The organism is Actinoplanes sp. NPDC051343 (assembly GCF_044455125.1).
Taxonomy (GTDB): domain Bacteria; phylum Actinomycetota; class Actinomycetes; order Mycobacteriales; family Micromonosporaceae; genus Actinoplanes.
Genome location: NZ_JBITEL010000001.1, coordinates 52999 through 79573, shown reverse-complemented (window position 1 = coordinate 79573; position 26575 = coordinate 52999). Strand labels below are relative to the sequence as shown.

The window sequence follows — 26575 nt, the reverse complement described above, 5'->3', positions numbered from 1 at the left end:
GGAGGTGGTGCTGCACGGAAGATGAAGGTCGGCCCTTCGGAGTCGCCCGGCGGCGGGAGGCTCCAAACTGTAGTCCGTCAAGACGCGGGCTGCCGTACTGCGCTGCCTCTTCGGGGGCGAGGTTGGGCGGTCGCAGGCGTCGCCGTCCGGGTCTCGCGGCGGCCCTGATCGTCATCGGCAAGGGTCAGCACGGGCTGCGCCGGGCGGCAGAAGCTCCTTGTCCGAGGCAGTGAAGCCACCGCGGAAGGTGGCGCACAGCCGGTCGAACCACCGGGAGGCGTCGAGCGGAAGCTGTGCCGGCATGATCCCGGTTCCCGTCAGCCGCAGGTAACCGGTGTCGGGGTCGATCTCGCCGGGTTCCTCGTTGGATCCCAGTGTGAGATCGCCGCTGAGCATGTGCCGTGTGGTGTCCCAGATCTCGATCCGGGAGTTGTTGGTGTCGACCAGCAGGTAGCCGTCGTCGGTGAAGCCGAGCAGGCTGTATGCGTCCGGCACCGAGAACGGCTTTCCCTCCGCCGCGTTGCGGCCGACGTCCCACATCGTCACGATGTGGTCGGAGAGGATTGCTAGGTGGTCGCCGGCGCGATCAATGACCGGCGTGCCGGTGATGGGAACGGTCTTCGTCACGCGGCCGGCATGCAAATCCCACAGTTGGATCGGCTCGTCGGGGCCGGAGACGGCCACAATTTCCGGGTGCCCGGGGCGCGCGGCGAGGTCGACGTCATTCTGAAAGTGAGCTTTCTGAGCCGCTGAACGGCCGATCTCGTAGGGGCCTGCCAACAGCCGTCCGCTGGGGAAGTCCCAGGCGCTGAGCCGGTCGCCGGCCGCGACGACGAGATAGTCGCCCTCGCCCAAGGCTTCCAGGTTGTTGCCGGCGGTAGCGGAGGCCACGGCGACGGTTTCCCGCGTGGTGAGGCGTGGCGGGGTGAACCGGATGACCTGCCACTGGGCGCCGGTGCGGGCGATCAACCCCGGCGTTGAGACGTCGAACAGGACCCAGTCCGCGCCCTCGGCCGCGGTGCCCGCCCGTACGCGTCCGAGCAGCGTGCCGGTCGTTCGGTCGACCGAGTCCAGGCCGTCTTCCGTCCGTTCCAGCAGGACGTCGCCGTCGCCGGCGGCGGTGCTCGAGAGGGTGGTAGTCCAATCTGGAGCGAGGGCGGTCAGGCGTAGAACGGTCTCGCCGCTGAAGGTCAGCATCGTCGGGGGTGCACCCGCCCGTTGGACGACCCGCAGCGCCTCATCGGTTTCATCCGTCACCCGCAGGTCCTGGCGGACGGTAGGGAGAACGAAGTCATATGACATGCCGCCGGTTACCGGGCTGACGCGTGTGGTCTGTTGCTGCGTGGCACCTCGTTGCGGGTCGAGCACGTACCCCCGATCGCCAGTCAGCGCGACGGTGCAGAGGTCGTCGACAGGCAATGATCCGACTACCCGTCCGGTTGCCGCGTCCAGCGAGCGAGTGGGCGGTGTGTCGATGGAGCATGTCAGCACTCGTCGGCCGTTCGCGGCCGCCTTGGCCTGGGCCGGGAAACGCTCGACTAGGCGACCGTCCGCCAGCGACCGGGTTTCCAGAGCCGGATGGATGGTGTCCTTCTCGCCGTAGGCGAGCAGAAGGCGGTCGTCCCGCTCGGTGAACCACGCGTCGCTGATGTTCCGGCCGCTGGAGAGCGCAGCTGGTACCGGGATCGGGGCACGGGTCGCAGTCAGCCAGACCAGGATCCGCGAGCCTTGGCTGATCAGCATTCTGGCGCTGTCCACGGAGAACGCGACCCCGAGTTGCTCTCCCTTAGCCCAGAGATCGAGCAGGCGGAAGGGGCCGGTGTGCCCGCTCAGATCCCAGAGGCTGAGGTTATGGTCAGTGTCAAAACCGGCCATCCACCGGCCGTCCGGGCTGAGCTCCGCAGCGGGGTCACCCACCCCCGGTACGTCGCGAACCGTCGGCATTTCTCCGAGCAGGCCGGTCGCCACGGTCACCCCATGGTCATGTACCAGCACGGCCGTTCCGCCGTCGGTGCTGGTTTCCATCCCGGTGATCGGTTCACTGGTGAGGTCGGGGAACGCCCTATCCACCGATCGCATCGCCGCGTACCGGTGGGCGAGCGCCGTGCGGGCAGCGGGGTCAGACGGGTCGGATCGCCAGGCGGCGAGCGCGGCGCGGGCACTGAACGCGGGACGATCCAGGGCCTGGGTGTCCGACGAGGCGGCCAAGTTCTCCGCGGTGGCCGTGGCCAGCTGCCGACTTAGCCGGGCGCCTCGCGCGGCGGCCACCCAGGTCGCGCCGGACGCGGCGACCACGAGCACCAGCAGAGCAGCGAGGAACGCCCGCCGGACGCGAATCTGCCGACGCTCCTGCCGTCCGGAGGCCACCAGGAACTCAGTCACCTCCCGGCTCAGCTCCGTCGCAGCGAGCCCGCCGATTCGGGCGCGGGCGGCGGCGAGCTGCCCTCCCCGATACAGCAGGGCCGGGTCGCGGGACGCCTGCACCCAAGCGGCCGCAACCTCAGTCAGTTGCTGCCTCTCCTGTTGCCCGGACCGGTCGGCGTTGATCCAGCCGCTCAGCCGGGGCCAGGACCGGATCAGGGCCTCGTGAGTCAGCTCAGCCGTGTCCTGGTCAAGGGTGACCAGTCGAGCTTCGGCGAACGACAACAACGCTGGGGTGTCCGCGACCACCGATCGCGGAATCCGGCGCCGGGTGTCCGGTCCGTCCTCGCTGATCCGGACCATGCGCAGCAGCATCGTCCGGACTGCTTCCTGCCCCGCCGGTTCGAGCTGGCCGAAGACATCCTCGGCAGTCGCCGCCACCGCTCCGGCTACGCCGCCGACGGCCTGGTATCCCTGGACGGTCAGCGTGCGTCCGCTACGCCGCTGCCAGGTGCGAAGCAGCGCGTGCGACAGCAGCGGAAGCACACCCGGGTTGTAGTCGGCCATATCGGCGCGGCCGGGGTCGGCACCGACGTCGCGCAGCAGGATCTCGACCAGCCCGGCCTCCAGATCGAAGCCGTTGCGGACAGCAGGCTCGACGATCGCCGCTCGCAGGTCGGCGGTGCTCATCGGGCCTACAACCACGTTGCGTTCTTCGAGCGCTGCTGCAAGCTCGGGATACTGGGCGCAATGACCGTCAAAGTCAGATCGGACGCAGATGATCACGGGTCCGGCCGCGTTCGCGAGTTGCGTGACGAAGGCACGGCGATCGTCGTCGGACACTGCCGCAGTGAACAACTCCTCGAACTGGTCGACGACCACGACCCGGCTAGGGTCGCCCCAGCCGACGCCGGTCAGCGCGGCGACCGGATCCTCGCCGGGTGTGATCATCAACGACTCAGCCCTGCGCGGCAGCAGCGCGTCCAATTCGCCGCCGCGAATCGCCGGGATCACCCCCGCAGCGACCACCGAGGACTTCCCGCACCCGGACGGACCGGTCACCATGACCGGTCCGCCAGCGCCAACCGCCTCGCGTAGCCGGCGCAGCACGTTGTCGACAACCTCGGACCGGCCGGCAAAGACCGACTCGTCATCGGCCGTATACGGCTCCAGCCCACGGTACGGACAGGACCCGTCGGCGGGTGGCTCCTCCGGCCGCGCCAAGCCCCGGTAAGCCACGTTGGAAGCGATTACCAGGTCGTACGCACGGTTGCCGAGGCGCAGCAGCGGCAGCGGCCGGCCCTGCTCGCGCATGCCCCGGTGCACATGGTCGAAGATGTCGGACAGCCGCAGATCCAGTGGCGCCACCGGAATGCCGTCGCGCAGCGCCGCGATCAGGCTGCCGCTGAACGCCGTGTAGGGCTCGCCCGTGGGTGCCAGCGCCAGCTCATCCCGGTCGGCCGAGGCCAGCAACGCCCCGGTCGGCACCGGGTTGTCGGCCCGCCCGGAGAAGCAGCAGTCGAGCACGAGGATCACTACGCCGGCGCCGCAGGTGGCCAGCACGGCGCTCATCTCGGCGAACGGCAGCGCCTGGTAGGCCGCCTTGCGGGCAAGGTCGGCCGTGGCATGGGTGGCCAGGTGCAGCTCACCCGTCGCGCTCTGGACGCCGTGCCCGACGTAATACACGATGAGGACGTCGGTAGCGGCCTCGGCCGCGTCGATCACGGCGTCCAGGAACTGTTCGGGGCCCGCCGGATCGACGAGCGTGGCGATGGCTTCCAGGCGTACGCCGCAGGTCTCAACGAAGGTGTCCCGCAGCGTCGCAACGGTACGGGCCACGGCGGGCACCGGCGGCAGACGAGAGCCGGCGACGTGCGTACCGGTGCCGACCAGCAGAACCCGGACCCCGGGCCTTCCCAGCCGGGCGTTCACTGCGGTGGTTGTCCGGTCTCTAGGGATCGGATCAGCATCGCGGTCAGGTCGGATACCCGATCGCCGTCCATCGAGCGCACCACGGATGAGTCCAGCTCGACGGCCCGTCCGTCAGCCGCCTTGACGACAATACGCACTCGGCCGGTACGGGAGCGGATCCACGCGATCAGGGTGGCTGCAAGAGCCGTCGAGCTGGAGCCGGCGACGATCTGCAGCGCGTCCGCGGTCACTCCCAGCCGCTCGGCTCGCGGTGCACCATCGAGCAGGCGCACCGCGCCGCGAAGCTCGTCCTCCCGGATCAGCCAGGCCCTGAGACCGCGTAGCTCGTCCGGTGGGGTGTCCTCGCCCGCCGTGATGGTCACGTTCACCGACATCACCGTCCCTCACCCTTGACTGACGGACAGCACCGTCTTGGTAACGACGCGGTGCCGCGTGTCTTGAGTGACAGCGCGCCGATTCCAGCCGTGCGCGACCTTCAAACCTGTCGATACCGGACTCTGAACGGGAGTGCTGCGGTGAGCGGACCCGGGTGATCCAAGGCCACCACGCTGACAAGGTCAGGGCGACGCCGACGAGGAGGTCACGACGGTCTCGTGTGCGTTGGGTTCAGGGTGTTCGATCGTGGTCGAGGACGGCGGATCGGAAGCGCCACAGGAGCAGTAGGTCATATGTCGCCTTGGCTGATCCGGCGAGCACGAGTGGTGCGGCGAGGCTGCCGTTGGCGAGCAGCCAGCCGGCGAACACGGGCGTCACGGCTGCCGCCAGGCTGCGGGGCACGTTGGTGACGCTCGCCGCAGCCGCCCGCTCTTCGGGGAGTACCACGGCCATGACGAGCGTTTGGCGGGCAGGCACGTCCATTTGAGACAGTAGCGATCGCAGCAGCAGGAACCCGATGGCGACCACGGGGTGGGGCACGAGCGCGGCGATGATGAGGAAGCCGTTGGCCGGGAGGTGGGTGAAGACCATGGCGCGGACCAGTCCGATGCGCCTGGCCAGGCGAGGTGCGAGAAACTGTGAGAACGCGGCTAGGGTCCCGGCGCAGAAGAACACGGTGGCGGTCGATGCGGTCGAGAGATCGAACTTGAGGTGGAGCCAGACGACGAGCAGCGATTGGATGACGAGGCCACCGCCGGCGGCGTCGAGGCTGAACAGAGCGGCGAGCTGAACGACGACAGCCCGTGAGCGTTCGAGGGGTTTGGTGGGCGTGGACAGTCGCGGCTCGTCGCGGGGAAGACCTCGGTAGACCAGAGTCGCGATCGCGGCGACCGCGACGTAGAGCAGAAAGCCGATGCGACCGGTGATGGCGCCGGATGCGAGCGCGCCGAGCGCGCCGGCGAGGTTCCCGCCGACGTTGTAGAAGGCGTACAGCCGGGTGCGGGCGGCGCCGTTGGCGTGGCCGGCGAGGAATGCCTGTTCGGTGGGGAGAAACACGCTGACGTCGCCAGCGGACGGGTTGAGAGTGCCGACAACGGCGACCGCGAGGAGGGGGATGAATGCGGTGATCGCGAAGAAACCTAGTCCGGTCGCGACCATGAGAGCACTGGCGCCGAGCAGGACGGTGCGGAAGCCGACCCGCACGCCGGTGAGACCGACGAGGAGCGTCAGCGCGGCCGAGCCGACCAGGGTGCCGGTGACGATGACGCCGACTTGTAGCGGCGTGAATCCGATCGCCACGAGATAGTGGGCGAGCAAGACGCTCACGAACCCGTCGGCAAAGCCGCGCAAGGTCCGGACGAGCACCACGCGGCTAGCGTCGGAATGCATGCCTTACCCGGTTGGGCAGTCCACGCCGAGTACGCCCGCTGGCCTCCCAGTCCGCTTTGTGATCATGTGCCGCATCCTCTCACGCCCCTCGTCCGCCGGCTGACTGCAGCGGGCGCGCTGCGGCGCATGGACGAACCGATGTGTCAGGGCCCCGTCGCGCGTGGCCGGCGCGATTAACATAACGTCCCGCTCGCGCTGGTCTTTCGACATGCCATGACCATGCCGTTCGGCGGTTGCCAGCCTGGGGACGGCTTTCGCGCAACTCCCGGTGGCCCAGGAACGAGCGGCGTACATCCCTGGTGTTAACAGTCGCGACATTCGCGGGCGTCTATCGGGATAGGGGACCGCGAGACGGGTATTGCACGGGGACAGCCCGCCTCGTGGCCCGTCGGGGCTCCGCCGGAGGTCGCCATGTCGATAGCCGCGCACCCATCCGCCCAGTTCTCACCCCGCCGTGTGATCATCGCGAGTCTGATCGGCACGTCGCTCGAGTGGTACGACTTCTTTCTGTACGGCTCGGCCGCCGCGCTTGTGTTCGGCAAGCTGTTCTTCCCGCACTTCGAGTCGCTGACCGGAACCCTGCTGGCGTTCGCCACGTACGCCGTCGGTTTCGTCGCCCGCCCCCTGGGCGGGGTGATCTTCGGGCACTTCGGTGACCGGGTCGGTCGCCGCAACGTCCTGGTCGTCACCCTGCTCGTGATGGGAGCCGCCACGTTTGCGATCGGGCTGGTGCCCACCTACGCCGCCGTCGGGGTGGCCGCGCCGGTCCTGCTCGTGGTCTTGCGCTTCGTCCAGGGCCTCGGGCTGGGCGGTGAGTGGGGCGGCGCCGTGATCATGTCGGTGGAACACGGCGGGGCGGAGCGGCGCGGCCTCAACGCCAGCTGGCCCCAGGTTGGCGTGCCGGCCGGGAACCTGCTCGCAGCGGCCGTCCTCTGGGTGCTCAACGGCGTCCTGTCGGACGCGGCGTTCCTGTCCTGGGGCTGGCGGGTGCCGTTCCTGCTCTCCGGCATCCTGGTGGCGGTCGGCCTGTGGATCCGGCTGACGGTCACAGAGTCGCCGTTGTTCGCCGAGGTCGAGGAGTCCGGCGCCAAAGCGAAGATTCCGCTCGTCGAGGTGCTGCGCCGCCATCCCCGCGGACTGCTGGTCGCGATGGCCGGCCGGATCGGCACCGACGTGGCCTTCTACACGTTCTCGCTGTATGTGCTCACCTACATCACCGGCACCCTGGGACTGCCCCGCAGCGTCGGCCTGGCGGCTGTGCTGATCGGCTCGGCGTGCCAGCTCGCCCTGATCCCGGCGTTCGGCGCGTTGTCCGACCGGGTCGGACGGCGCCCGGTGTACGCCGTCGGCGCGCTGTGCGCAGCCGCGTGGGCATTCGCCTTCTTCCCGCTGTTGGCCACCACGAACCGGTTGGTGATCGTGCTGGCCACCGTGGTCGCCCTGGCCACCCACGCGGCGATGTACGGGCCGCAGGCCGCCTTCATCGTCGAACTGTTCAGTACCCGGCTTCGCTACTCCGGCGCCTCGATGGGCTATCAGGTCGCCGGCATCCTGGGCGGGGCCCTGGCGCCCATCATCTCGATCAAGCTGGTCCAGGTGACCGGCGGCGCGTTCGCGGTGTCCGTCTATGTCCTGGTCGCGCTGCTGATCACGCTGGTGGCGCTCTGGTTCGCGCCGGAGACTGCCCGGGTCGGCCTGCACACCGAGCAGCCTGACGCGGCCGGGGCCCGCGGTTCACCCCGCGGCCCGGGGCCGCGCTGACGCCGTGCCCCGGGGCCGGTCCTCACGCCGCTTCCGCGACGACGTGGACGAGGTTGCGGGTCTGCTGCGTGATCGCGAGACGCCACGCGTCGAACGTCGCGTCGCTCGGGCGGTAGTCGGTCTCGAAGTGCTGCATGTCCGGCGTGTGGATGTGGCCGGCCGGTATGGTCCGGCCCGTCCGGTCGCGCAGAAGCGTGTTCCGGTAGGCGCTCTCGTTGGACAGGTAGTTGCCACCGCCGCCGCTGTAGGAACAGGACTGCGCGTCGGGCGGGGTCGGCGGCGTCGCCGGTGGGTACTGCACGGGCGGCGGATCGTTGCGCGTCACCCGGTAGGTCGAGGCGCAGTCGGGAAACTCGATGTAGTTCGTGTGCCAGACCACGCCGAAGGCGACCGACGGGTCGGGCCATGCGTCGCCCGGCGGGCGCGGCACGCCGGCGCCGGTCCGGGCGGCGACCATCCGGGCGATGGGAAGCGTGCTGGTCGTCCATTGCGGCGGGTTGCGCAAGTCGAACGTGGGCGGTCCACCCCAGCGGTCCACCACCGTGATGTCACACTCGGGATTGTTCACCGCCAGCTGCGGTACGCCGCCGACCGCCGGGCAGGGCCGGAAGCGGTCGTTCCCGACCGTGACGCCGTGGTAGCGCGCGTTCCACTGCTCGAGGTTGAAGACCGAGTCCACAGCCTGGCTCACCGTGATGGACGCGTTGACCTGCCGCGGGCCGGGCAACATGAACGGGCCTACGGTGTCCTCCAGATATCCGCGGCGGAACTCGGGATAACTCACCGGCAGCGTGTACGCCTCCACGTACACCGTCCGGCCGTCGGCGGTGCGGTATCGCGTACCGTCCAGCGAGAGTGCCGTGGCACCGGACGGATTGCCGTGCCGGATGTTGTTGCCGGCCGCGCCCGGCGCGGTCCCGGCCGGCCCGCCGTCCAGTGTGTACGGGTCGAAGCCGCTGACGATGACCCGCTTGACGCCGGCTCCCGCAGGGAGGTTGATGTCGGACATCCCGCGCGACGTCCGGTCGAACTTCTCGATCAGCTCGAGGCGCTGCCCTGCGAAGAGCGGGAACCGGGGCGTCCATTGCCGGATCGCCGCCGTCGCCTGCACCCGGGTCCAGTAGAGCGGTCGGTCGTCGCTGTACGGCAGGGTGCCTCGCACCGGCCCGTGTCGCTGAGCGCGATCGACCGCCATCTCCCAGAGCCGGTCGGCGTTGCGGGACACCATCTTCTCCGCGGCGCTCAGCGAGCCGGCCTGGCAGAGCCGCGTGACCAGTTCCGGTGTGAAGTCCTCGAAGCCGGCGCCCTCGATCATCTGCTGAGCGAACGGTTTGCTCTGCAGCACCGCCGGGTTGTCGTTGTCCGGAAGGGTGAAGGTGAGGCGGCTCTCCTCGACCGAGAGCGCCGCGCTACGGTTCCGACAATCGTGGCGCGGCGGATGCGCTCGCGCGGAGCCGGCCGTGGTCAGCGAGGACAGCAGCGCCACCACGCTGATGCACGCCAGCGCGGAGGTGAGTCTGAGTCGGATCATCTGGTCGGCCCCTCCGGGAGATATACGACAGGGAGCGGCGGTGGCAACGAAGCCCGTGGAGACTCGCCCAACCTAGGCGCCTCCCGGAGTGCGGTCAATAGATCTCGATCTATTCGCGACCGGCTTGCTCCGGTTCTTCGCCACAGCTACAGCCGGCCGTATGCCGGTGGGGTGCACCGGTTCCAATCGGCGCACCCCACGACATGGCGCTCAGATCCGCCGTCACCGGTCACCGCCGGAACCAGCGGGGTGAGCGGCATGGTGGCCAGACCCGGGGTGCGGGCGTCGACGCCCACGGCGAGCGGCACCGGCCCCGGGTTGGTCGCCTGTACGGTGGCCGTGCTCGGTCGACCGGCCGGCAAGGTGCCGTGCGGCAGGCCGGCCGCCGTGCGCACCGGCGGGTCGAACCGGACCGTGCCGGAGTACGACTCGGTCAGTGTCTGCGGCAGGTTCGGGGTGAGCAGAATGTAGAGCAAGCGCCCGGGCGCCGGTCGCGGCACGGACTGCAGCAGGCCGGGCACGGTGTCGCCGGTCTCGCTGTTGCGGGCGATGCTGAGCGCCTCGCCGTCCGGCGCCGAACTCAGCGAGGGAGAGGCTGGCTTCGTCGTTCCGGTCAGAGTTCGTTGATTGCGCTGAACTCCGCAGCCGGCACCGGGCGTGAGAAGAGATAGCCCTGGCCGTACGCGCAACCGAGCCGGCGGACGAATCCCAGCTCCTCTTTGGTCTCGATGCCTTCGGCGATGACGTCGAGCTCGAGGTTGCGGCCCATGGTGACGATCGTGCTGACCAGTTCCTTGCTGCGCTGGCCGGTCCCGATGCGGGAGATGAACGACCGGTCGATCTTGAAGGCGTCGATGGCGAGATCGTGGAGCGCCTCGAGCGAGGAGTAGCCCGTACCGAAATCGTCGATGTGGACCTGGACGCCGAGCGTCCGCAGGCCGCTCAACGCCGACGAGGCGACCTTGACGTCGTCCATGATGACGCCCTCGGTGATCTCGATGGCGAGCCGGTCCGGACCGAGGCCGTGGACGCGCAGGTTGTTCTCGACGTCCTCGATCAGCCCGCTCTGCCAGAACTGCCGGTTGGAGACGTTGACGCTCAGCATGAACGGACGGGCGTCGCTTCGGTGCAGACCCCACTCGTGCATCTGCCGGCAGGCCTCGCCGAGCACCCACGTCCCGATGCTGAGGCTGAGCCCGGACTCCTCGGCTACGGGGAGGAACTCGTTCGGCGGCACCAGCCCCCGGGTGGGGTGTCGCCAGCGGATCAGGGCCTCGGCGCCGCTGACGGTCAGCGTCCGCAGGTCGACGATGGGCTGGTAGAAGAGGACGAGTTCCCGGTTGTCGAGCGCCTTGCGCAGGTCGTTCTCGATGGTCAGGCGGGCGGTCGCGACGCCGTGCATGGCCGGGTCGAAGATGGCGTGGGACCGTTTGCCGTGGGTCTTGGCGTGGTACATGGCGACGTCGGCGTCGCGCATCATCGTCTCGGTGTCGTGGTATTCCGGGGTGCCGATCGTGATGCCGATGCTGACCGAGACCACGACGTCGGTGTCGCCCAGCCGGTGCGGCTGGGACAACGCCCGCTGCAGGCGTTCGGCCAGGATGACCGGGCCGTTGTCCTCGGTGATCTCCTCGAGCAGGATGGCGAACTCGTCGCCGCCGAAGCGGGCGGCCGTGTCGAGGGAGCGGAGCGTCGTGATCAGCCGGGTGGCGACCTGCTGCAGCAGGCGGTCGCCGGCGAGGTGGCCGAGGCTGTCGTTGACGATCTTGAAGCCGTCGAGGTCGAGCATCAGGACGGCGTACCGGTAGTCGCTGCGCCGATTGGCGCGGGCGATCGCGGAGGTGAGCCGGGTGCGGAAGTGCGCGCGATTGGGCAGCCCGGTGAGCTCGTCGTAGAGGGCGGCCCGCCGCAGGTGCTCCTCCTGCTCGCGCATGGTTTTGAGCAGCGCCTCGTGTTCGAGGGCGACGCTCAGCAGGGCTGCCCACTGGTTCATGGTCTCCCGGCCCTCGGGAACGTACGCCTGGATCGGCGCCACCACCGCCAGCATTCCCCAGTCGCCCGGACCGACCTTGAGGTGTGCGATGTAGACCATTTGGTCGGCGGCGATCTCGGCCAGCGACACCAGTCCCGGGGGCGGGAAGGCGGTGAGTCGTACCTCCTCGTTCTCGCGGGCCGCCTGGCCCTGCTCCCGGTCGAACCGCCCGACGATGTGCAGCGCGTCCTTCGTGCCGGAGCTGGGCTCACGCTCCGGCCACAGCCCGAGGCAGCCCATGCGTACGTCCGTGGCCTCGAGCCAGTCCAGAGAGCGTGGGTCCTTCTCCTGGCTGCGCAGCAGCTGGAGGCTGATCGAGTACTGGGTGGCCAGGCTGCTCATCATGGACTTGGCTCGCATGGCGAGCCGGGTGGTCTGGCCCTGGGCCAGCAGTAGGAAGATGTCCTGCAGGCACCCCTGGATCCGGCGGGTGGCGTCGACGTCCCGGTCCAGTCCGGCGTCGACCTGCATCTGCCGCGCGTGCTGCCGGATCAGGCCCACGATCTCGGCGAAACTATCGTTGTCGGCCAGGACGCCGGTCAGCGGGGCGAGGGTCCGGCGTAGCACGGAACCGGCCAAACCCTTCGTCTCGGCCAGGGCGGACATCAGCGCGTCGTCGATCCCGGCGGCCGGGCCACCGAAGTCGATCGGGTGGCTCAGGTACCGGCTCCGCGCGTGCCAGGTCTCCAGTAGGGTAGGCAGACTGGAGATTTGTTCCACACCATTGCCGGCGGCATCGCGGGGTTTGAACTGCTTGGCGGTGATCCGCAGCAGGCCGGCGCACCCGCACGACTCGCGGATGGTCAGCGAGGTCGGTATCACATGGATTCCGTCTTCGACCTCCTCGCCGTTGCGCATGCGGACCAGCATCCGCACGGCGAGCGCGCCGATGTCCTCCAACGGTTGCCGCACGCTCGTCAGGCTCGGGGTCAGGCGGGCGCCGGCGTCGGTGTCGTCGAAGCCGATCACCGCGAGGTCGCCCGGCAGCTCGAGACCGGCGTTCGTGAGCGCCCGGATCAGGCCGACGGCGTTGCGGTCGTTGCCGGTCAGCACGGCGGTCGCCGGCATACCGCGCTGCAGCATCAGGCGCACGGCGCGCTCCCCGCTCGGCTCCTGCATGTCGTCCACGGCGAACAACAGATCCGGGTCCGGCGTCAGGCCGTTGTCGGCCATCGTTTCTCGGTACGCCTGGAGACGCTCCGTGACGTCGGCCTGTCCCGGGAAACCGACGTATCCAATACGGGTGTGACCGTGATCGATCAGGTGCTGGGTCGCCGCGCGGGTACCCGAGAAGTTGTCGGGCAGTATGACCGGGCAGTCGAAGCCGGGCGGAACGTCGCTGATCACGACCACCGCGCGGCCGCTGTCCCGGGCCGCTTGCAGGTAGTCAATACTCACGCCGTTCAGGAACACGACGAAGCCGCCCACGTAGTCCCAGGCCACGCGGTGCGCGAAGGGCGGCCGCTCCGGGAAGTCCTGCTCGACGGTGCCCGCGTCGACCGTCTGGATCGCGATCAGCTTGCCGCCGGCCAAGGACAATTCCTTGGCCATCCCGGCCATCAGTTCACCGAAATACGGCCCGCCGAACGCGGTGGACAGGACGCCGACATTGATAACCCCCGTTTCGCCCAACGTCCCTCCGAGCGGCTCCGTGAACCTCCCACCGGCAGCAACCGAGGTCACTCAGCATATCGGCACAAGTGCCCCGATATGCCGGAATTGATAGCCATGGCGAGCCCGGGGTCCTTGAAGCCGGGGTCTTTGGTGCCCGTGGTGTAGTGCCGGACGGTGGCGAACGTCGACTCGATCGGGTTCGTCGACGGCCTTCGCGCGGGCCCGGTAACGCCTGCGCCGAGTTACGACGTTGATGCCGGGACTCTTGGGCTTGGGGTGATCGGCTCGGTGCCGCGCTCGAGGCAGGCCTGCCTCGAGCGCCTCGCTGCTGTACGCCTTGTCAGCCAGCAGGGCGGTCAGGCGTTCATGCCTCTTCCGGGTGGGGGTGCCGGGCGGGGGCCCGCTCGATGATCTGCCGCAGTGCCTCGGCGTGGGAGAGAAAGCGGCGCCGGCCCTCGTCGGTGGCCCGGACTGTTGTCCTGGGAACCCGGCCGAGGTAGGTGCGCCGCTGCTCGATCTGTCCGTCGTTTCTCAGGGTGGTCAGCTGTTTGGAGAGTGCGGAGTCCGACAGCGACACTTCGGTGCGCAGGAAGGCGAAGTCGCACCAGTCCAGCTCGAACAGCACGGACATGATGGCCAGCCGGGTCGGGTCGGAGAGCAGGCGGTCGAGTTGCGCGGTCATCGGGTCGTGCTCAGCCTCTGGCTCAGCGCGAAGAGGCCGGTGAATACAACGCCGTAGATCAGCCCGGCCACGGTGTTCGGGTAAGCGCCCAGGTGGGCGGTGAGGTCTCCGCCGTACCGAGCGACCAGCCAGCCGAGGATTCCGCCGAGCACCGCGATGACGGCGAACGCGCGAGGAATGAAGGACTGCCGGCGTTGCACCCCGCGCAACGTGCTGAGCGGCGCCGACCCGGTGGCGAAGGTGGCCACCAGGACCGCGGCGAAGGCGATCAGGATCAGCAGCGCGATCAGCTTGGCTCCGCCGAGCGAGACGAAGTCGTTGGCCGCGCTGCCGGCGGCGACGAGCACGAACATCGCGGCGTAGGCCCACCAGGGCAGGCGGGCGCGCCGCCGAGCGTGGTCGCGGTGTTGGTCGATGCCGGCCAGCGCTTCAGCGGCTCGGAGTCGGTCGTCCATGACATGTCTCCTTCGACTAGTTGCCTACTAGGAAAGTAGCTTCTTCTTTCCTTGATGGCAACTAGTCGAAGCCGGCGAAACCCTGCGCGGTGACGCTGAGAGACACGGGACATTGGGATGCCCGGCGGGTGTGACCCGCCGGGCGCGGCCTTACCGGCATGCGGTCAGGGGTAACTGATCAGCACCCCTGGCGCCGTCAGGCAAGTCGTGGAGACCTTTGGTGTCTGGGCTCCCAGACGGCGCGGAACAGCAGGCGCGCGGGTGGCGGAAGCGCTTTGAGCACCGCCCGCCTCGCGGCGGGTGCCGCCCCGTCCAGCAGCCACGGCAGGTACTGCGCTCCTCCTTTGATGCCGCCGACCCGTTGCCGGATATCCGTGGTGAACGCTTCCCATCCCGCCGCACCGAGCCGGCGTTCGAGCAGTGGCAGAGCGGACTCCTCCTCGTGCCTCATATGGTCGGACAGCTCCGTGCCCAAGGCCTGCAGCTGCGCCAGCAGGCCGGTGTCGTCTCGGTCGGCGATCGCCGCTTCGATGCGTTCGAGTCGGGGGTCGATGGCGGCGTGTTCGGCCTCCATATCGGCGAGGATGTCGGTCTCGTTGCCGGCGGCAACCTGGTGGAGCGTCGGCCATAGCGCCGTGTCCTCGGCAGTGTGGTGGGTGTGCAGCTGCCGGCTGAACATTTGCCACGTCGTCACGGCTGAGGGATGAAAGCCGTGGCCGCGTTCGGCTGCTTCGATGAGGCGGGTCAGGTCGCGGTTGAAGGCGTCATGAGCGACGTACATCATCGTGAAGTCCACCGATCCGCGTAGCCGCGCGCGGCGCTCCGAGGCCTCGGCGGCGGTCTCCGTGTGGTTGGCCATCATGCTCCTCGTACTCGGTCGTCTCGGATGAATGCGTCGATGACGGCGGCGAGTGCCGGTCGCTGGTCCTCCAGGAGGAAGCGGCCGGCATTCGTGATGGTGGTGTGCGATTGCCCGGCCGCGCGCGGAATTCGCTCGCGCAGGGGTCCGGGTCGCCGGGTCGCGTGCGCCGTCAGCCGTGGAAAGCGGCGGCGTGGTCGGCTACCCATTCGGCGTAAGTGTGTGCGCGACGGCCGAGCACCTTCTCCACGTCATCGGTGACGGTTTCGGCTGCTCCGGTGCCGCGGGCGTACCTGGCGGTGAGGGCACCGACGAACGCCGCGGACATGCCGCGCTCGACCATGGCGTGCCGGTACGCTTCGGCGGGGATCTCCTGGTAGCGCAGCGGCCGGCCGAGGACATGGCCGATGATCGACACCAGGTCCTCGTGCGAGAGGGCCTGTGGGCCGGTCAGCCGCAGCTTGCGGCCGGCCAGGCCTGGGTCGACGAGGGCGCGGGCGGCGACCTCGGCCACGTCGGCCTCGTGGATCAAGGGTTCGGTGAAGCCCGCGTACGGGCCTCGGACGATGTCGCCGGCGCGGAGCTGAGGCGCCCACGCCCGCAGGGTGTTGACGGCGAAGGAGGCCGGGCGCAAGCTGACCCACTCCAGGCCGCTCGCCACGGCGGCGTCCTCGGCCTCTTTGTTCCGGTCGCCCTGCAAGCGCGACGGCTGCTCGGCCGGGTCGTCGTCGACGTTGATGGCCGACAGCGCTACCACGCGTGTCACGCTGCACTGCCTGGCCAGTGCCAGCAGGTCACCGGCGGCGTCCCCGACCGCCCGCGGGTGCAGGAACAGAGAGGTGACGCCTTCCAGGTACTTCCCGATCGTGTCGGGCCGCGATGGATCGCCCGCCACGACTTCCACGTCGGCCGGCAGAGCGCCGGCCTGCGGATCGCGGCTGACCGCGCGAACCGCGACTCCCTGGCGGGCAAGCAGGCTGATCAGGGGACGTCCGATGGTGCCGGTCGCTCCGGTTACCAGGATCATGGCAAGCTCTCCAGCGTCAGTATGTATCTCGTATAATATTGAAACCATACATCATGCTCGGGCCCGGAGTGGCTGACCCATCTGTGATCCGGCACGCACCGGGGCAGCGATAATCGCCCGAGCGACTACGAGCGGCAGTCGGCTGATGCGGTGAGGAGGAGCCGTCCGACCGGCCGGTCGGACCCTGGGCAGGCGGCCGGGCCTTGTGCAGCAGCCTTCGACGGTGTCGCGCGCGCTTCCTCGGCCGCCGGCCCTGGGCCAGGGCCCGAATGAGAATCGGTGCCATATAATTGGCGAGGCATATCATATCCGTGAGGAGCCCCGCGAGCATGACGTCCCGCACTGGCGGTAAGGCCGACTCGGCGCGTGAGCGCCGACGGGCGACCAATGACATCCGCGAATCACTGCGCGTGCTGAGCATCCAGCTGTCGCTGCTGAACCATCAGGTCGGCGGGCACCTCGGGCTGAAAGACGTCGATCTGTACTGCCTCGATCTGATCAACCGCTCGGGCCCGCTCAGCCCCACCACGCTCAGTCGGCAGACCGGCCTGCATCCTGCCACCATGACCGGCGTCCTGGACAGGCTGCAACGCGCCGGTTGGATCATCCGGGAGCGAGATCCCGACGCCGCCGACCGCCGCGCCGTCACGGTGCGCGCCCTGCGCGACCGCAATGCCGAGCTTCTCCAGCTCTACGCGGGAATGAACTCCTCCATGGACGAGATCTGCGCCGAATACACCGCCGACCAACTCGACGCGCTTGCCGACTTCCTCCGCCGTACGACCGAGGCGGGCCGCAACGCTACCGAGGAACTCACCGGCCGCTGACGTCGCGCTCGCTCCCGGGAAGCTGCTGGGCACAGGCAGCATCCGGTACGTCCGGTGGTGTGCTCACAACGGTTCGCGTGCCGCGGCGCTCTCGGCGGCCGTGTTCAGCAGGTGGTGGTCGAGGAACGACAGTTCGGCTGTGACGGCCTGCTCGTGTCCGGTCAGGAACGGCTGGTAGTGCCCGCCGGGCAGCCGGACGACCTCCGCCCGGGCGGCTCGGCCGGCCGCGGCCAGGGCCGGTGCGGCCAGCGCGGAGTTGTCCTGGTCGCACACCAGGACGAGTAGCGGGCACCGGATGCGCGAGGCGTCGCGGCCGGGCCGGTAGAAGCCCAGGCTCAGTGCGAAGCGGGCGGCGGCCGTCTGCGGCCAGTCCGGGTACCGGTCGTCGGGGTTGAGCGCCCGGTCGGTGTCCAGGGCGTCGGGTGTGGTGAGGAACGCGACGCTGCCCGGCTCGCCGTTGAGCGGCACCAGCCGCGGTGGCCGGCCGATCAGGCCGCCGAGCGCGTCTAGAACGGCACGGCCGGTCAGCTGCATCATCGCGAGCGGCGTCTGGTACCGGGCGGCGTTGCGCACGATGGCCCGGCAGTCGGCGTTCGGCGTCTGCGCGATGGCCGCCGCGACCCGCGGGTCCGTCGCCGCGACCCGCAGCACGTGGCCGCCCGACAGCGAGAAGCCCCACAGGGCGAGGCGGCCCGGATCGACGCCGGGCAGCGTGGCGGCGAAGCCGATCGCCGAGCGCCAGTCCGCGATCTCGTCCCGGATGCGCACCACCTGCCGCGGTCGGCCGCCGCTGCCGCCGAGGCGGCGGTGGTCGAAGGCCAGGACAGTGAAGCCGGCGGCGGCGAAGCGCTCCGCGAACCGGTCGGTGCCCGGCTCCTTCGTCACCCCGAATCCGCCGGCCATGATCACGCAGCCGCCGTTGGTGCCGGGGTAGTGCCAGGCCTCGCAGTCGGCGTCGCCACTCGCGAAGCGAACCTTCGTTCTCTTTGTGACCATCGAGGTGCCGCCCTCTTCTCGCGTTACAGTGTGGCATGACCACTTCAACATACATACAGTCTGTATGAAGAGCAACCGGCCTACGCAAGCGGCTCGCTCGGCCGCCACCCGCGACGCCCTGGTGACCGCCGCGCGGGCGCTGTTCGCCGAACGCGGCTACGCCGACGTCGGCACGGAGGAGATCGTGCGGGCGGCGGGATTGACTCGCGGCGCGCTGTACCACCACTTCGCCGACAAGGTCGAGCTCTTCGCCGCCACCTTCGAGGCGGTGGAGACCGACACGACCGCCCGCATCGCCGCCGCCGTGGCCGAAGCCGGCCCGAGCGATCCCCTCGCAGCGATGCGCGCGGGCGCATCGGCGTTCTTCGACACCTGCACCGATCCGAAGATGGCCAGGATCATGCTCCTGGACGCGCCGTCGGTGCTGGGCTGGGAGCGCTTCGGCCAGATCAGCAACCGGTACAGCATGGGGCTGATCCAGTCTCTGCTCGGCCAGGCGATCGAGGTCGGGCGCATCCCGTCGCAGCCGATCGCCCCGCTCGCGCATACCCTGCTCGGTGCCCTGCGGGAGGCGGCGCTGTACCTCGCACGCGCCGATGAGCACGCCCAGGTTCGGATCGAGGTCGGCGCCGTGATGGACCGGCTCATCGCCTCCCTGGCCGTCGACTGAACGGCCGGGTGCAAGGCTTACGGCATGGTCAGTCTCGCCCGGGCGTGCTAATCCACCGTCCGTTGGTTCTCCTCGTACCGGATGTTGTACGGGGCGGCGATCGGGTTGATTTTCACGGGGTTCAGACGCCCATCGGTGAGTACTGCGTCGCCGGCTTCGAACAGGTCTTCCAGGTAGCCCTCCCAGCCGCCGGGCGAAGAGATCTGCAGCACGCGAGGTGGTGGCGACGAGGCGCAGCGCAGTGCGTGCGGGACTCCATGTGGGCATCGCGAGCCGGGGATCAGCATGAGGGTCGCCACCGCGGCGGCGAAGGCCACCATGGTCAGGAGCGTGGGTGGTGCGGGGTGGCGATGTTCTCATCGCCACCCCGTGGGCGGAGCAGGCCTGAGGGTCTGCTGGATGCGGTTAGTTGGGGAACCAGTTACGCATGTCGATCACCTCCTTTCCTCTGAACCGATGGAGCGCGCTCGGCTGAGCGGTGTACCGATCGCAGTACGCCGAGCACGCTGAAGGTCCCGATGGCGCCGGCTCCGCAGATCACGGTGTATGCGGGGGTTGCTTCCGCGATGGCGCCGCCGGCGGCCATGCCGAGACCTTGGAGGGTCATGATTCCGGCGCCGAGCAGGGACATGGCCTGACCCCGCTGCCGCTCGGGAACGGCCTGGATGAACCACTGGTCCATGCCGAGGGTGTAGGCAGCACACAGGCCGGTTGTGAACAGCAACGCGATCGCCAGGGGGAGTGGGGGGTGAACAGCGAACGCGATCATGGGCAGGAGGGAAACGGCGGCGAGGGGGAAGACGATGCGGTCGCGGGTGGCGGGTGTGAGGAGTGTGCCGGCGAGGATTTCGCTGATGACAGTGCCGGCGGGCATGGCCGCGAGGAACAGGCCGAATCCGCCTGAGCCTGCTCCTGTTTGTGTGGTGTAGGGGGCGGCGGTTCCTTCGGCGACGACGAAGAACATGGGTGGGATCCACCACAGCAGGAGCAGGGCGCGGATGCGTGGGTGGCGGAGTAGCTGTGCGGTCGAGGTGAGGGTTTGGTGCGTCGTCGTCGTGGCGGCGGTGGGTGTCCGGGCGGGTCGGTCGCGGGTGCCGAGGCGGAGTAGCAGGGCGGAGGTGATGAAGGTGGTGGTGGCGACGCCGAGGGCTGCGCGAGGTGGTAACCACACCAGGGCGAGGCCGCCGAGTCCGTATCCGATGACTTGCGCGGTCTGGGAGACGATGCGTACCAGCGAGCGGCCGAGTATGTAGAGGTCAGCGGGGAGGATGTCGGCAAGGCTGGCCGCGCGGGTGCCGGTGAACAGCGGTGAGATGCTGGCGGTGATGCAGCGCAGGACGAACAGTGCGGCGAGGGGTGTTCGGGGGGTGGCCATCGTGGCCATGCAGGCCGCGCTGAGCAAGTCGCAGGTGACGAGTAGGCGGCGGGGTGGGTGCCGATCGGCGAGGCCGGACAGCAGGACTCCGCTGAGGGCGTAGGGCAGGAATCCGAGCGCGAAGATCAGTGCGGTCAGCAGTGCTGAGCCGGTTTCGCGGAAGACGAGCACGGCCAGGGCGACCTCGGCGAAGACGCCGCCCACAACGGACAGAACGTGGGCGGTGAAGATCGCCCGATACTCCCGCACCGCGAACACGGCACGGTATCCGGCGACCGCAGCGACCCGCGGATGGTGCCTGCTTCGCGGACCGGGCCGAGTCACCGAGCGCAACCTTCGATCACCTTGCCGGACAACGGTGGTACGCGTCCTGGCCTGGTCATCTCACTCGGCATCCGGGGTTTCCAGCCGGTGCGGCATGGGTGTACGAGCACACGGTTATCCGGCAGCTTCCGGTCGGGAACGAAGCCGGGGCGGACGACTCGAACCGATCGGCCGCCGGCGGGATGTGGAGTCGGCCTCACTGCGGCTGCACGTCCGTTCGCACCAAAGACGATCGTCATGCGGAGTCCCCCGGTTCCTGTTTGCGGCCTTAGCCATACGCCGACCATATATTACGGGAGCGATACTAACGGCGCCAGTGGTTCGATGCGGACACGAGACCGTCGACGCCCCCATGAGGGCGGCCACCGCCCGGCGCGAAGCAGTCCGCGGGGATGCGCTGGTCCGGGAGGGCGGCGACCAGGCCGACCTCGGCATACGCCGCGATGAGGAAACGAAGCAATCAGATCCCGGCCAAGCGCGGTGCGCGCGGCAGTGTTCACCCAGATCTGCTTCGCGAGGGATTCTCCGAACCGAACGGCGATCGGGACCTCGGAAGGTTCAACAAAGTTGGAGCTGACGGTCGGTGTACGTCAGCTTCTCCGGGTTGATTACGGCAAAGATCTCGGTAATCCGTCCCTGCCTGGCTCCGATCGCCACCAGTTGTCGTTGGCCGCCCATCGACATGATCACAGCTGGATGGCCATTGGCCTCAACGAAGAGCAGCGAGCCGTCGATGGTGTACCTATCCACAAGACCCGTGATAAAGCGCAGGACGTGTCGAGATCCGATGATCGGTTGAAGCGCCGCGCGGACCTTCCCGCCGCCATCGTTGTAGGCGACAACGTCCTCGGCGAGAAGTTGCTGCAATGCCCCTAGGTCGCCGCCGGCGGTGGCGGCGAGGAATCGTTCGAACAACGCGGTGTGGTCAGCGGTGTCGGCTTGGAACCGGTTGTGGCCCTCAGCAAGTCTGGTCTGGGCCCGATGCAACAGCTGACGGGCGTTGTCCGGGCTGATGTCGAGAACAGTGGCGATCTCGTCATACGGAATGTCGAAGGCGGTCCTGAGCACGAATACTGCGCGCTCCGGCGGCGAAAGCTGCTCCATCAGCCGTAGCGTCGCGAGGGACATGGACTCGCGCTGCTCCACGGTCTCGAGGGGACCGAGGCGCGCGTTGTCGGTCAGCACAGGCTCAGGCAGCCACGGGCCGTAGTACGCCTCACGGCGGCTCTGTGCCGACCGGAGCTGGTCCAACGCCAGGCGAGAGACCACCGTAGTGAGGAACGCGATTGGCTTCCTGACCGTCGAACGGTCGGCCTGTAGCCAGCGGATCGCCGCCTCCTCGACAACGTCTTCCGCGTCCCAGGCGCTACCCAGCAATCGGTAGGCGGTGCCGAGAAGCCGAGGGCGGTGCTGCTGGAACTCCGCCGCCGCCTCGTCTTGGTCGTTCACGGGCGGCCCTTACAGCTCGGCTGCGAAGCCGGCACGCCAGGTGCGATATCCCGGGCGCCAGTCGAGCTGGAGACGGGCACGGGCATTGTCGGCACCGCGCAACTCGTTCATGAACGCCACACCCCAACCGCCAACGGCCAGTCGAGCCAGCCACGCTGGAGCCGGCTTCGGCTCCGGCGCCCCCAGAAGCGTGGCCAGGGCCGGTAGCCACTCCGCCACCGGCGTCGGTGCGTCGTCGACGATGTTGAGCTTGCCGTGCACGTCCTTGTCGAGCCCGGCCAAGACCGCCATCGCGGCATCCCGGGAGTGCGTGAACGAGAACGTCGCGTGTCCGCCGCCCACGAGCGGCACCTTTCCGGACTGAACGTCGGCGATGAATGTGCCGTCCGCTGCGTACGCCGTACCTGGTCCGTACAGGTGCCCGAACCGCAGCACCAGTCCTCCTGCCTGGACCGTCAGACGTTCGTGTTCAACCAGCGCTCGCGCCACCGGCCGGAATTGGGCTGGTCCGTGGACCCACAGCGGATCCTCCTCGCGGGCGACGCCCGGACCTGGCTCGTAGCCGTAGGCCAATCCCTGCGTGATGATCCGATCGGCTCCGGCACGGCGCGCCCCGGCGATAAGGTTCGCGGTGCCCTCCGTTCGCAGCCGGTTGGTCAGAGCGAACTGCTTGGCCAGCCGCTTCGGTTCGATGCGTTTCGGAATTGCGGTCATCAAATGCACGACCGCATCCGGCTTGGCCTGCACGACAGCGTCGACCAGTCCGTCCTTGTCGAACGCGTTGGCGATAACCGTAGGTTCGGCGGAGTCGGTGCGTCGAGTTGCCAGACCGATCACGTCATGCCCGGCGGCACGAAGTACCGGTACCACCTGTCGCCCCAGGACTCCCGTCGATCCGGCCACCAGTACTCGCATGTTGATCTCCTCAAAGGTCGTCGTGCCTGGACGACGAGCCAGCTGCCGACCGTGTGACGATCTGGGCCGTGGCAAAGGTCACACGCGTTCCGGTCAGGGATTGGTCCTGCTCGAAGCCGGCGGAGCGTGACGGTGAGTTCGGGTGGTCCGAGGCCATCGATTCACGTCGACACCCGTGGCTGTCAACGGCGACCGAATCTGGGTTCCGGCCCACTTTTCGGGCTCTGGCGCTCTTTCGGTGGTGACCGTGGGGAGCTCAGTTGAGGAGAATGCGGTGGCGTAGCAGGGTGAACCCGGCTCGGCGGTGCATCTGGCGCATGATGCGTTTGGTCTTGGTGTTGACGCCTTCGGTTCCGCCGTTGTGGTAGGGCATCGTCACGACGGCGTGGACGGCGTCGTGGGCCAGTTCGAAGCCGCGGGCGAAGGTATGCAGATGTGGCAGATCGGCTACACGGACGGCGTTGACCCAGGCGTCGAGTCGTGCGCTGTTGCCCGCGGATGGTTTTAGCAGGGCGGCGACCGAGCCGACGAGGCTGGCGAGGTCGATCATTTCCGGGCAGGCGGGGCCGGCGAGCGCTGCTAGTGGGGGGACAACGTGATCGGCGGTCAACGTCCGACAACCGGGCAGGTTTCGACGGCGGCGCCCGGGCAGCCGGGACGCCTGCCGCGTTCACGTGTGCCGTCCGCACCGGAGAACTCGCCCACTCGCCGAGCGTAGCCACTGTCGCCAGTGGAAGCGACCTTCATTCTACACCGGGCAACTTGCAATTACGAGTGGCGTTCCATAGGAATGGCACGGTGACGCGATCCCCGTTTACCACATTCGACGCATGCAAAGATCTTGATCGATATTCGGTAGCTCCCTCTGTCGTCAACACCTAATGTGGAAATGACGAAGGGGGCGACCCAATGCGCTGCCAACCTTGTGGATTCGAGAACACTGCGGGCTCTGCTCACCGTGCGCGGTTCCGGGCGGTGTTGTCACGGCCGTGGCGGACGTGCGTTGAGCCGACCGAGCTGGCGGCGGCGGTGTACCCAGCGTGTAGTGCGCCGATGTTCGGACCGGCGTCGTACGGGCCCCGCCGGACCAGGCGCTCGTCGCGGTCCACGCCGTGCGCCGCCATCACACTTGGATGCGCGCATGGATGCTGACCGCGACGATCGTCACGCCGCAAGCTCGGGAACCGAAATGTGTAACGCGCCGCCGGTCACCGTGCAATTCAATCCGGTGTGGGCCGCACTCACCGGGCGTCAGGCCGATATCGCTCATCGAAAGGGAGATGCCGCACGCGTAATAGGCAGCGACGCACCGATGGCAGCGCTGCGCGACCCGCAGGACCCGTCGGCTTGGGACACACTTCGCTCCTTGTTGCGACACGGTGAAGCCGCCAGCGTCATGGCACATCAGCTTGCCGTTCCGAGGAACTGGGAAGTTCTCCATGATCAGGTCGTCATGCAGCTTGTAGCAAAGCCGACAACTGCGGAGCCCAACCTCGAGGCGTCAGTCTTCACCGGGATGGAGCTCAGCAACTGGGAGGCGATCGACCGGATCGGAACACCGGGACCGACGCCATGGTCCGCCCGCATCGCACTTAGACGCCGGGGCCGGGTGATAGCGATTGCCGGCGATCGGCTGAAGCTCGAAGGATGGACCGAGGTCGCCGTCAGCGGAACCGATCTGACCAGCCGAGGAAGATCCAAGCTCGTCCGCCTGGCCGCCATTCAGGCTGCTGCCGTCCGGATCCGTGGCGACGAGCCATTCGTCTACGTGCCGGCAGATGACGTCAGGCTGCTCCACGAACTCCAAGAGTACGGATTCCGCGTCTGTGCGACCGGAAGGTTCGCCCACGTGCGACCTCGCAACTGATGGCATGCCGCGGCCGGCCGGGGCCCGACATCGTCACGAGCGGCCGTATCGTCTGGGAAAATTTGCCCTCGGGGTCGACCGTCGGCTCCAGCCGCGACTCAGCACCCGCGCGGCAGTCGGCGTTGCGGGTCAGGCACCGGCTCCGGGCTGCGGGCCTCGGAGCAATTCCTCGAGGCGAAGCTCGCCCTCGCGGGTCTGTACACCTGCGTCGAGCGGCCGACGGGCGAACGCGGTGACGTCCGGGAAGGAGAATCGGGCGGCGAGGGCGCTCTCGGCTGCCATGTCGTACACAGCGGTGTCGGCGGCGTTCACGGCGGTCTTGACCACATCGATGATTACGGAGCCGAGCGCGGCAATCCGGCGGGCCAGCGCACTGACGAAGCCATCCAGCTCGTTCGCCGGCAGTGCGCGGCTGACCAGGGCGTAGCGCTCCGCCAGCTCCGCGCCGACCAGTTCACCGCCGAGGATCAGCTCCAGCGCGCGGGTACGGCCGATCAGGTTGGTCGTGTACTGCGTACCGCCACCGCCGTGGCAGATGCCCTGCAACGTCCCCGGCTGAGCCTGGCCGGAACTGCCGATCGCGGCGAACCGCATGTCCAGCGCCATCAGCGGCTCGTTCCCGCCGCCGCGGGCCAGCCCGGCGAGCTTGCCGATGGTGACCTGCGGCAGAGGCTTCAGACATGGCGCTCAATTGCAGGTCAGACTACTGTCAAGCCATCCTTGATCAACATCGGTTGTGGCAACTTGATTACCGAGCGTACTGAAATGGATGCGGGGAGGGACCATGGGCGCGATCGAAGCCCGGCTGGACGCGCTTGATGACCTCGTAATGGCAGGGGTAAGTCAGGGCTTGGCGCACTGCGCGGCTCAGGATGATCAGCTGGACGGGCGTGTGATCACCGTCGACGGTAGACGCCTGGTGAGCTTTGGCTCGTGCAGTTACCTCGGCCTGGAGACCCACCCCGAGTTGGTCGCCGCAGTCGTGGATGCGGTGACGAGGTATGGCAGTCAGTTCTCCTCGTCGCGGACGTACCTGTCGGCGCCGGGTTATGCCCCGGCAGAGGCCGCGTTGACCGAGATGTTCGGTCGCCCGGCACTGATCAGCCCGAGCACGACGATGGGGCATCTCGCCGCGCTTCCGGTAGTGGTCGGGAGTGACGACATCGTGCTGCTCGATGCTCAAGTGCATTTCAGCGTGCAGGTCGCAGCGAGGCTGGTGCAGGCGGACGGGATCCCGGTAGAGCTGTTGCCGCACGGCGATCTCGGTCGCCTCGAACGCCGTGTCGTGGAGCTGGCACGCACCCATCGGCGGGTCTGGTACATGACCGACGGGATCTACAGCATGTACGCCGACCCCGCACCCGTCGCACAGCTGAGCGGCCTTGCGGAGCAGCATCCAAACCTGTGGTTGTACATCGACGACGCGCACGCGATCTCGTGGACCGGACGGTTCGGCCGCGGATATGCGTTGGAGCAACTGAGTGCGGCCGCGGCCGAGCGGGCGATCGTCACGGGGTCACTGAACAAGTCGTTCGCCGCGGCCGGCGGTGTGCTGACCTTTCCCAACCCGGAGCTACGCCGACGGGTATTCGCACTGGGCGGACCGTTGATCTTCTCGGGCCCGGTGCAGCCCCCGATGCTCGGCGCCATCCTCGCGTCCGCCCGCCTGCACCTGACCGACGCGGTCGCACCTCGCCGCGCCCACCTGAACCACCTGATCGACCTGTTCAACAGGTTGGCCGCCGAGCGTGACCTTCCGGTGGTGAGCCCGAGCGCGACGCCGATCCGCTGCGTCGGCGTCGGTAAGCCGCCCCTCACCTACCGGGTGGCAGAGCTCTTACGAGATGCAGGGTTCTTCGTCGACATCGCGACGTCCCCTGCGGTCCCGGCCAAGCGGTCCGGGATCCGGATCTCGCTCACCGCACACCACACCGACCAGGACGTGGTGAAATTGGTGGAGACGTTGACCGCAGCTCTTCCCCAGGCCCTCGCTGAAGGGGGCAGCTCGATGAGCGAGCTACGGCGCGCCTTCGGCCGACAGCTCGCCGGCCGAGTTCTCCCGTCCCCCCGGGAGCCCGCCGAATGATCTGGGCTCCGTGGGGTTCCTCAGTAGGCCGGGTTCCCCGCCGATAAG

21 protein-coding genes and 1 pseudogene are annotated in these 26575 nt (G+C 68.5%); 5 read left to right on the top strand and 17 right to left on the bottom strand.

Annotation, left to right across the window (positions count from 1 at the left end; genetic code table 11):
* Positions 1–171: 171 nt before the first annotated feature.
* From ACIA5C_RS00260 to ACIA5C_RS00250, 3 genes are all read right to left on the bottom strand, one after another.
* A complete protein-coding gene (locus tag ACIA5C_RS00260) occupies positions 172–4293 on the bottom strand; it encodes a caspase family protein (protein ID WP_396049670.1) in 4122 nt (1373 codons plus the stop codon).
* Positions 4290–4661: a hypothetical protein gene (locus tag ACIA5C_RS00255; protein WP_396049668.1), complete on the bottom strand. Its 372-nt coding sequence runs from the start codon at positions 4659–4661 to the stop codon at positions 4290–4292. Before ACIA5C_RS00255 ends, ACIA5C_RS00260 begins: the two co-directional genes overlap by 4 nt.
* Before the next feature lie 238 nt (positions 4662–4899).
* Positions 4900–6036, bottom strand: coding sequence for an MFS transporter (locus ACIA5C_RS00250; RefSeq protein WP_396049666.1), 1137 nt, complete (start codon positions 6034–6036; stop codon positions 4900–4902).
* A 477-nt stretch (positions 6037–6513) separates the two neighbouring features.
* On the opposite strand from ACIA5C_RS00250, the gene ACIA5C_RS00245 reads away from it, so the two are divergent.
* A complete protein-coding gene (locus tag ACIA5C_RS00245; RefSeq protein ID WP_396049664.1) occupies positions 6514–7818 on the top strand; it encodes an MFS transporter in 1305 nt (434 codons plus the stop codon).
* A 22-nt stretch (positions 7819–7840) separates the two neighbouring features.
* On the opposite strand, the gene ACIA5C_RS00240 is transcribed toward ACIA5C_RS00245, so the two are convergent.
* From ACIA5C_RS00240 to ACIA5C_RS00210, 7 genes are all read right to left on the bottom strand, one after another.
* Positions 7841–9349: a hypothetical protein gene (locus ACIA5C_RS00240; RefSeq protein WP_396049662.1), complete on the bottom strand. Its 1509-nt coding sequence runs from the start codon at positions 9347–9349 to the stop codon at positions 7841–7843.
* 146 nt (positions 9350–9495) lie between these two features.
* Positions 9496–9870 carry a hypothetical protein gene (locus tag ACIA5C_RS00235; protein WP_396049660.1) on the bottom strand — a complete coding sequence of 125 codons (375 nt, stop codon included), beginning with the start codon at positions 9868–9870 and terminating at the stop codon, positions 9496–9498.
* A 92-nt stretch (positions 9871–9962) separates the two neighbouring features.
* Positions 9963–13013: an EAL domain-containing protein gene (locus tag ACIA5C_RS00230; protein ID WP_396049658.1), complete on the bottom strand. Its 3051-nt coding sequence runs from the start codon at positions 13011–13013 to the stop codon at positions 9963–9965.
* 346 nt (positions 13014–13359) lie between these two features.
* Positions 13360–13677, bottom strand: a complete 318-nt coding sequence (locus ACIA5C_RS00225; RefSeq protein ID WP_396049656.1) for a winged helix-turn-helix domain-containing protein — start codon at positions 13675–13677, stop codon at positions 13360–13362.
* On the bottom strand, positions 13674–14132 hold the full coding sequence (locus tag ACIA5C_RS00220; protein WP_396049654.1) for a hypothetical protein: 459 nt from the start codon (positions 14130–14132) through the stop codon (positions 13674–13676). Before ACIA5C_RS00220 ends, ACIA5C_RS00225 begins: the two co-directional genes overlap by 4 nt.
* A 196-nt stretch (positions 14133–14328) precedes the next feature.
* Positions 14329–14994, bottom strand: coding sequence for a hemerythrin domain-containing protein (locus ACIA5C_RS00215; RefSeq protein WP_396049652.1), 666 nt, complete (start codon positions 14992–14994; stop codon positions 14329–14331).
* Positions 14995–15163: 169 nt separating this feature from the next.
* Positions 15164–16018, bottom strand: coding sequence for an NAD(P)H-binding protein (locus ACIA5C_RS00210; RefSeq protein ID WP_396049650.1), 855 nt, complete (start codon positions 16016–16018; stop codon positions 15164–15166).
* A 410-nt stretch (positions 16019–16428) separates the two neighbouring features.
* Here ACIA5C_RS00210 and ACIA5C_RS00205 point away from each other — a divergent pair, with 410 nt between their 5' ends.
* A complete protein-coding gene (locus tag ACIA5C_RS00205; protein WP_396049648.1) occupies positions 16429–16845 on the top strand; it encodes a MarR family transcriptional regulator in 417 nt (138 codons plus the stop codon).
* Between the two features lie 63 nt (positions 16846–16908).
* On the opposite strand, the gene ACIA5C_RS00200 is transcribed toward ACIA5C_RS00205, so the two are convergent.
* Positions 16909–17841 carry an alpha/beta hydrolase gene (locus tag ACIA5C_RS00200; RefSeq protein WP_396049646.1) on the bottom strand — a complete coding sequence of 311 codons (933 nt, stop codon included), beginning with the start codon at positions 17839–17841 and terminating at the stop codon, positions 16909–16911.
* Between ACIA5C_RS00200 and ACIA5C_RS00195 the strand changes: the two genes are divergently transcribed.
* Complete coding sequence (locus tag ACIA5C_RS00195) at positions 17834–18511, top strand: TetR/AcrR family transcriptional regulator (protein ID WP_396049644.1); 678 nt, start codon at positions 17834–17836, stop codon at positions 18509–18511. The two genes, ACIA5C_RS00200 and ACIA5C_RS00195, sit on opposite strands and share 8 nt — an antisense overlap.
* Positions 18512–18558: 47 nt before the next feature.
* On the opposite strand, the gene ACIA5C_RS00190 is transcribed toward ACIA5C_RS00195, so the two are convergent.
* The 5 genes and pseudogenes from ACIA5C_RS00190 to ACIA5C_RS00170 form a co-directional block, all read right to left on the bottom strand.
* Entirely contained in the window at positions 18559–18831 is a 273-nt protein-coding gene (locus ACIA5C_RS00190; RefSeq protein ID WP_396049643.1) for a hypothetical protein, read from the bottom strand.
* A gap of 101 nt (positions 18832–18932) precedes the next feature.
* A complete protein-coding gene (locus ACIA5C_RS00185) occupies positions 18933–20135 on the bottom strand; it encodes an MFS transporter (protein WP_396049641.1) in 1203 nt (400 codons plus the stop codon).
* 633 nt (positions 20136–20768) lie between these two features.
* Positions 20769–21659, bottom strand: a complete 891-nt coding sequence (locus ACIA5C_RS00180; protein WP_396049639.1) for an RNA polymerase sigma-70 factor — start codon at positions 21657–21659, stop codon at positions 20769–20771.
* 9 nt (positions 21660–21668) lie between these two features.
* Complete coding sequence (locus ACIA5C_RS00175; protein ID WP_396049637.1) at positions 21669–22574, bottom strand: NAD-dependent epimerase/dehydratase family protein; 906 nt, start codon at positions 22572–22574, stop codon at positions 21669–21671.
* Between the two features lie 256 nt (positions 22575–22830).
* A pseudogene (locus ACIA5C_RS00170) lies at positions 22831–23136 on the bottom strand (transposase); the annotation flags it as partial.
* Positions 23137–23715: 579 nt separating this feature from the next.
* Here ACIA5C_RS00170 and ACIA5C_RS00165 point away from each other — a divergent pair.
* Positions 23716–24441 carry a hypothetical protein gene (locus ACIA5C_RS00165; RefSeq protein ID WP_396049635.1) on the top strand — a complete coding sequence of 242 codons (726 nt, stop codon included), beginning with the start codon at positions 23716–23718 and terminating at the stop codon, positions 24439–24441.
* 129 nt (positions 24442–24570) lie between these two features.
* On the opposite strand, the gene ACIA5C_RS00160 is transcribed toward ACIA5C_RS00165, so the two are convergent.
* Positions 24571–25110: an enoyl-CoA hydratase/isomerase family protein gene (locus tag ACIA5C_RS00160; protein WP_396051977.1), complete on the bottom strand. Its 540-nt coding sequence runs from the start codon at positions 25108–25110 to the stop codon at positions 24571–24573.
* Positions 25111–25225: 115 nt separating this feature from the next.
* Between ACIA5C_RS00160 and ACIA5C_RS00155 the strand changes: the two genes are divergently transcribed.
* Complete coding sequence (locus tag ACIA5C_RS00155) at positions 25226–26527, top strand: aminotransferase class I/II-fold pyridoxal phosphate-dependent enzyme (protein WP_396049633.1); 1302 nt, start codon at positions 25226–25228, stop codon at positions 26525–26527.
* Positions 26528–26575: the final 48 nt, after the last annotated feature.

Coding starts and splice junctions, on each gene's coding strand:
- ACIA5C_RS00240 (WP_396049662.1), bottom strand. CDS start 9,349: ATGATCCGACTCAGACTCACCTCCGCGCTGGCGTGCATCAGCGTGGTG.
- ACIA5C_RS00165 (WP_396049635.1), top strand. CDS start 23,716: ATGGATGCTGACCGCGACGATCGTCACGCCGCAAGCTCGGGAACCGAA.
- ACIA5C_RS00155 (WP_396049633.1), top strand. CDS start 25,226: ATGGGCGCGATCGAAGCCCGGCTGGACGCGCTTGATGACCTCGTAATG.
- ACIA5C_RS00220 (WP_396049654.1), bottom strand. CDS start 14,132: ATGGACGACCGACTCCGAGCCGCTGAAGCGCTGGCCGGCATCGACCAA.
- ACIA5C_RS00200 (WP_396049646.1), bottom strand. CDS start 17,841: ATGGTCACAAAGAGAACGAAGGTTCGCTTCGCGAGTGGCGACGCCGAC.
- ACIA5C_RS00210 (WP_396049650.1), bottom strand. CDS start 16,018: ATGATCCTGGTAACCGGAGCGACCGGCACCATCGGACGTCCCCTGATC.
- ACIA5C_RS00175 (WP_396049637.1), bottom strand. CDS start 22,574: ATGCGAGTACTGGTGGCCGGATCGACGGGAGTCCTGGGGCGACAGGTG.
- ACIA5C_RS00225 (WP_396049656.1), bottom strand. CDS start 13,677: ATGACCGCGCAACTCGACCGCCTGCTCTCCGACCCGACCCGGCTGGCC.
- ACIA5C_RS00215 (WP_396049652.1), bottom strand. CDS start 14,994: ATGATGGCCAACCACACGGAGACCGCCGCCGAGGCCTCGGAGCGCCGC.
- ACIA5C_RS00190 (WP_396049643.1), bottom strand. CDS start 18,831: ATGGTGGCCTTCGCCGCCGCGGTGGCGACCCTCATGCTGATCCCCGGC.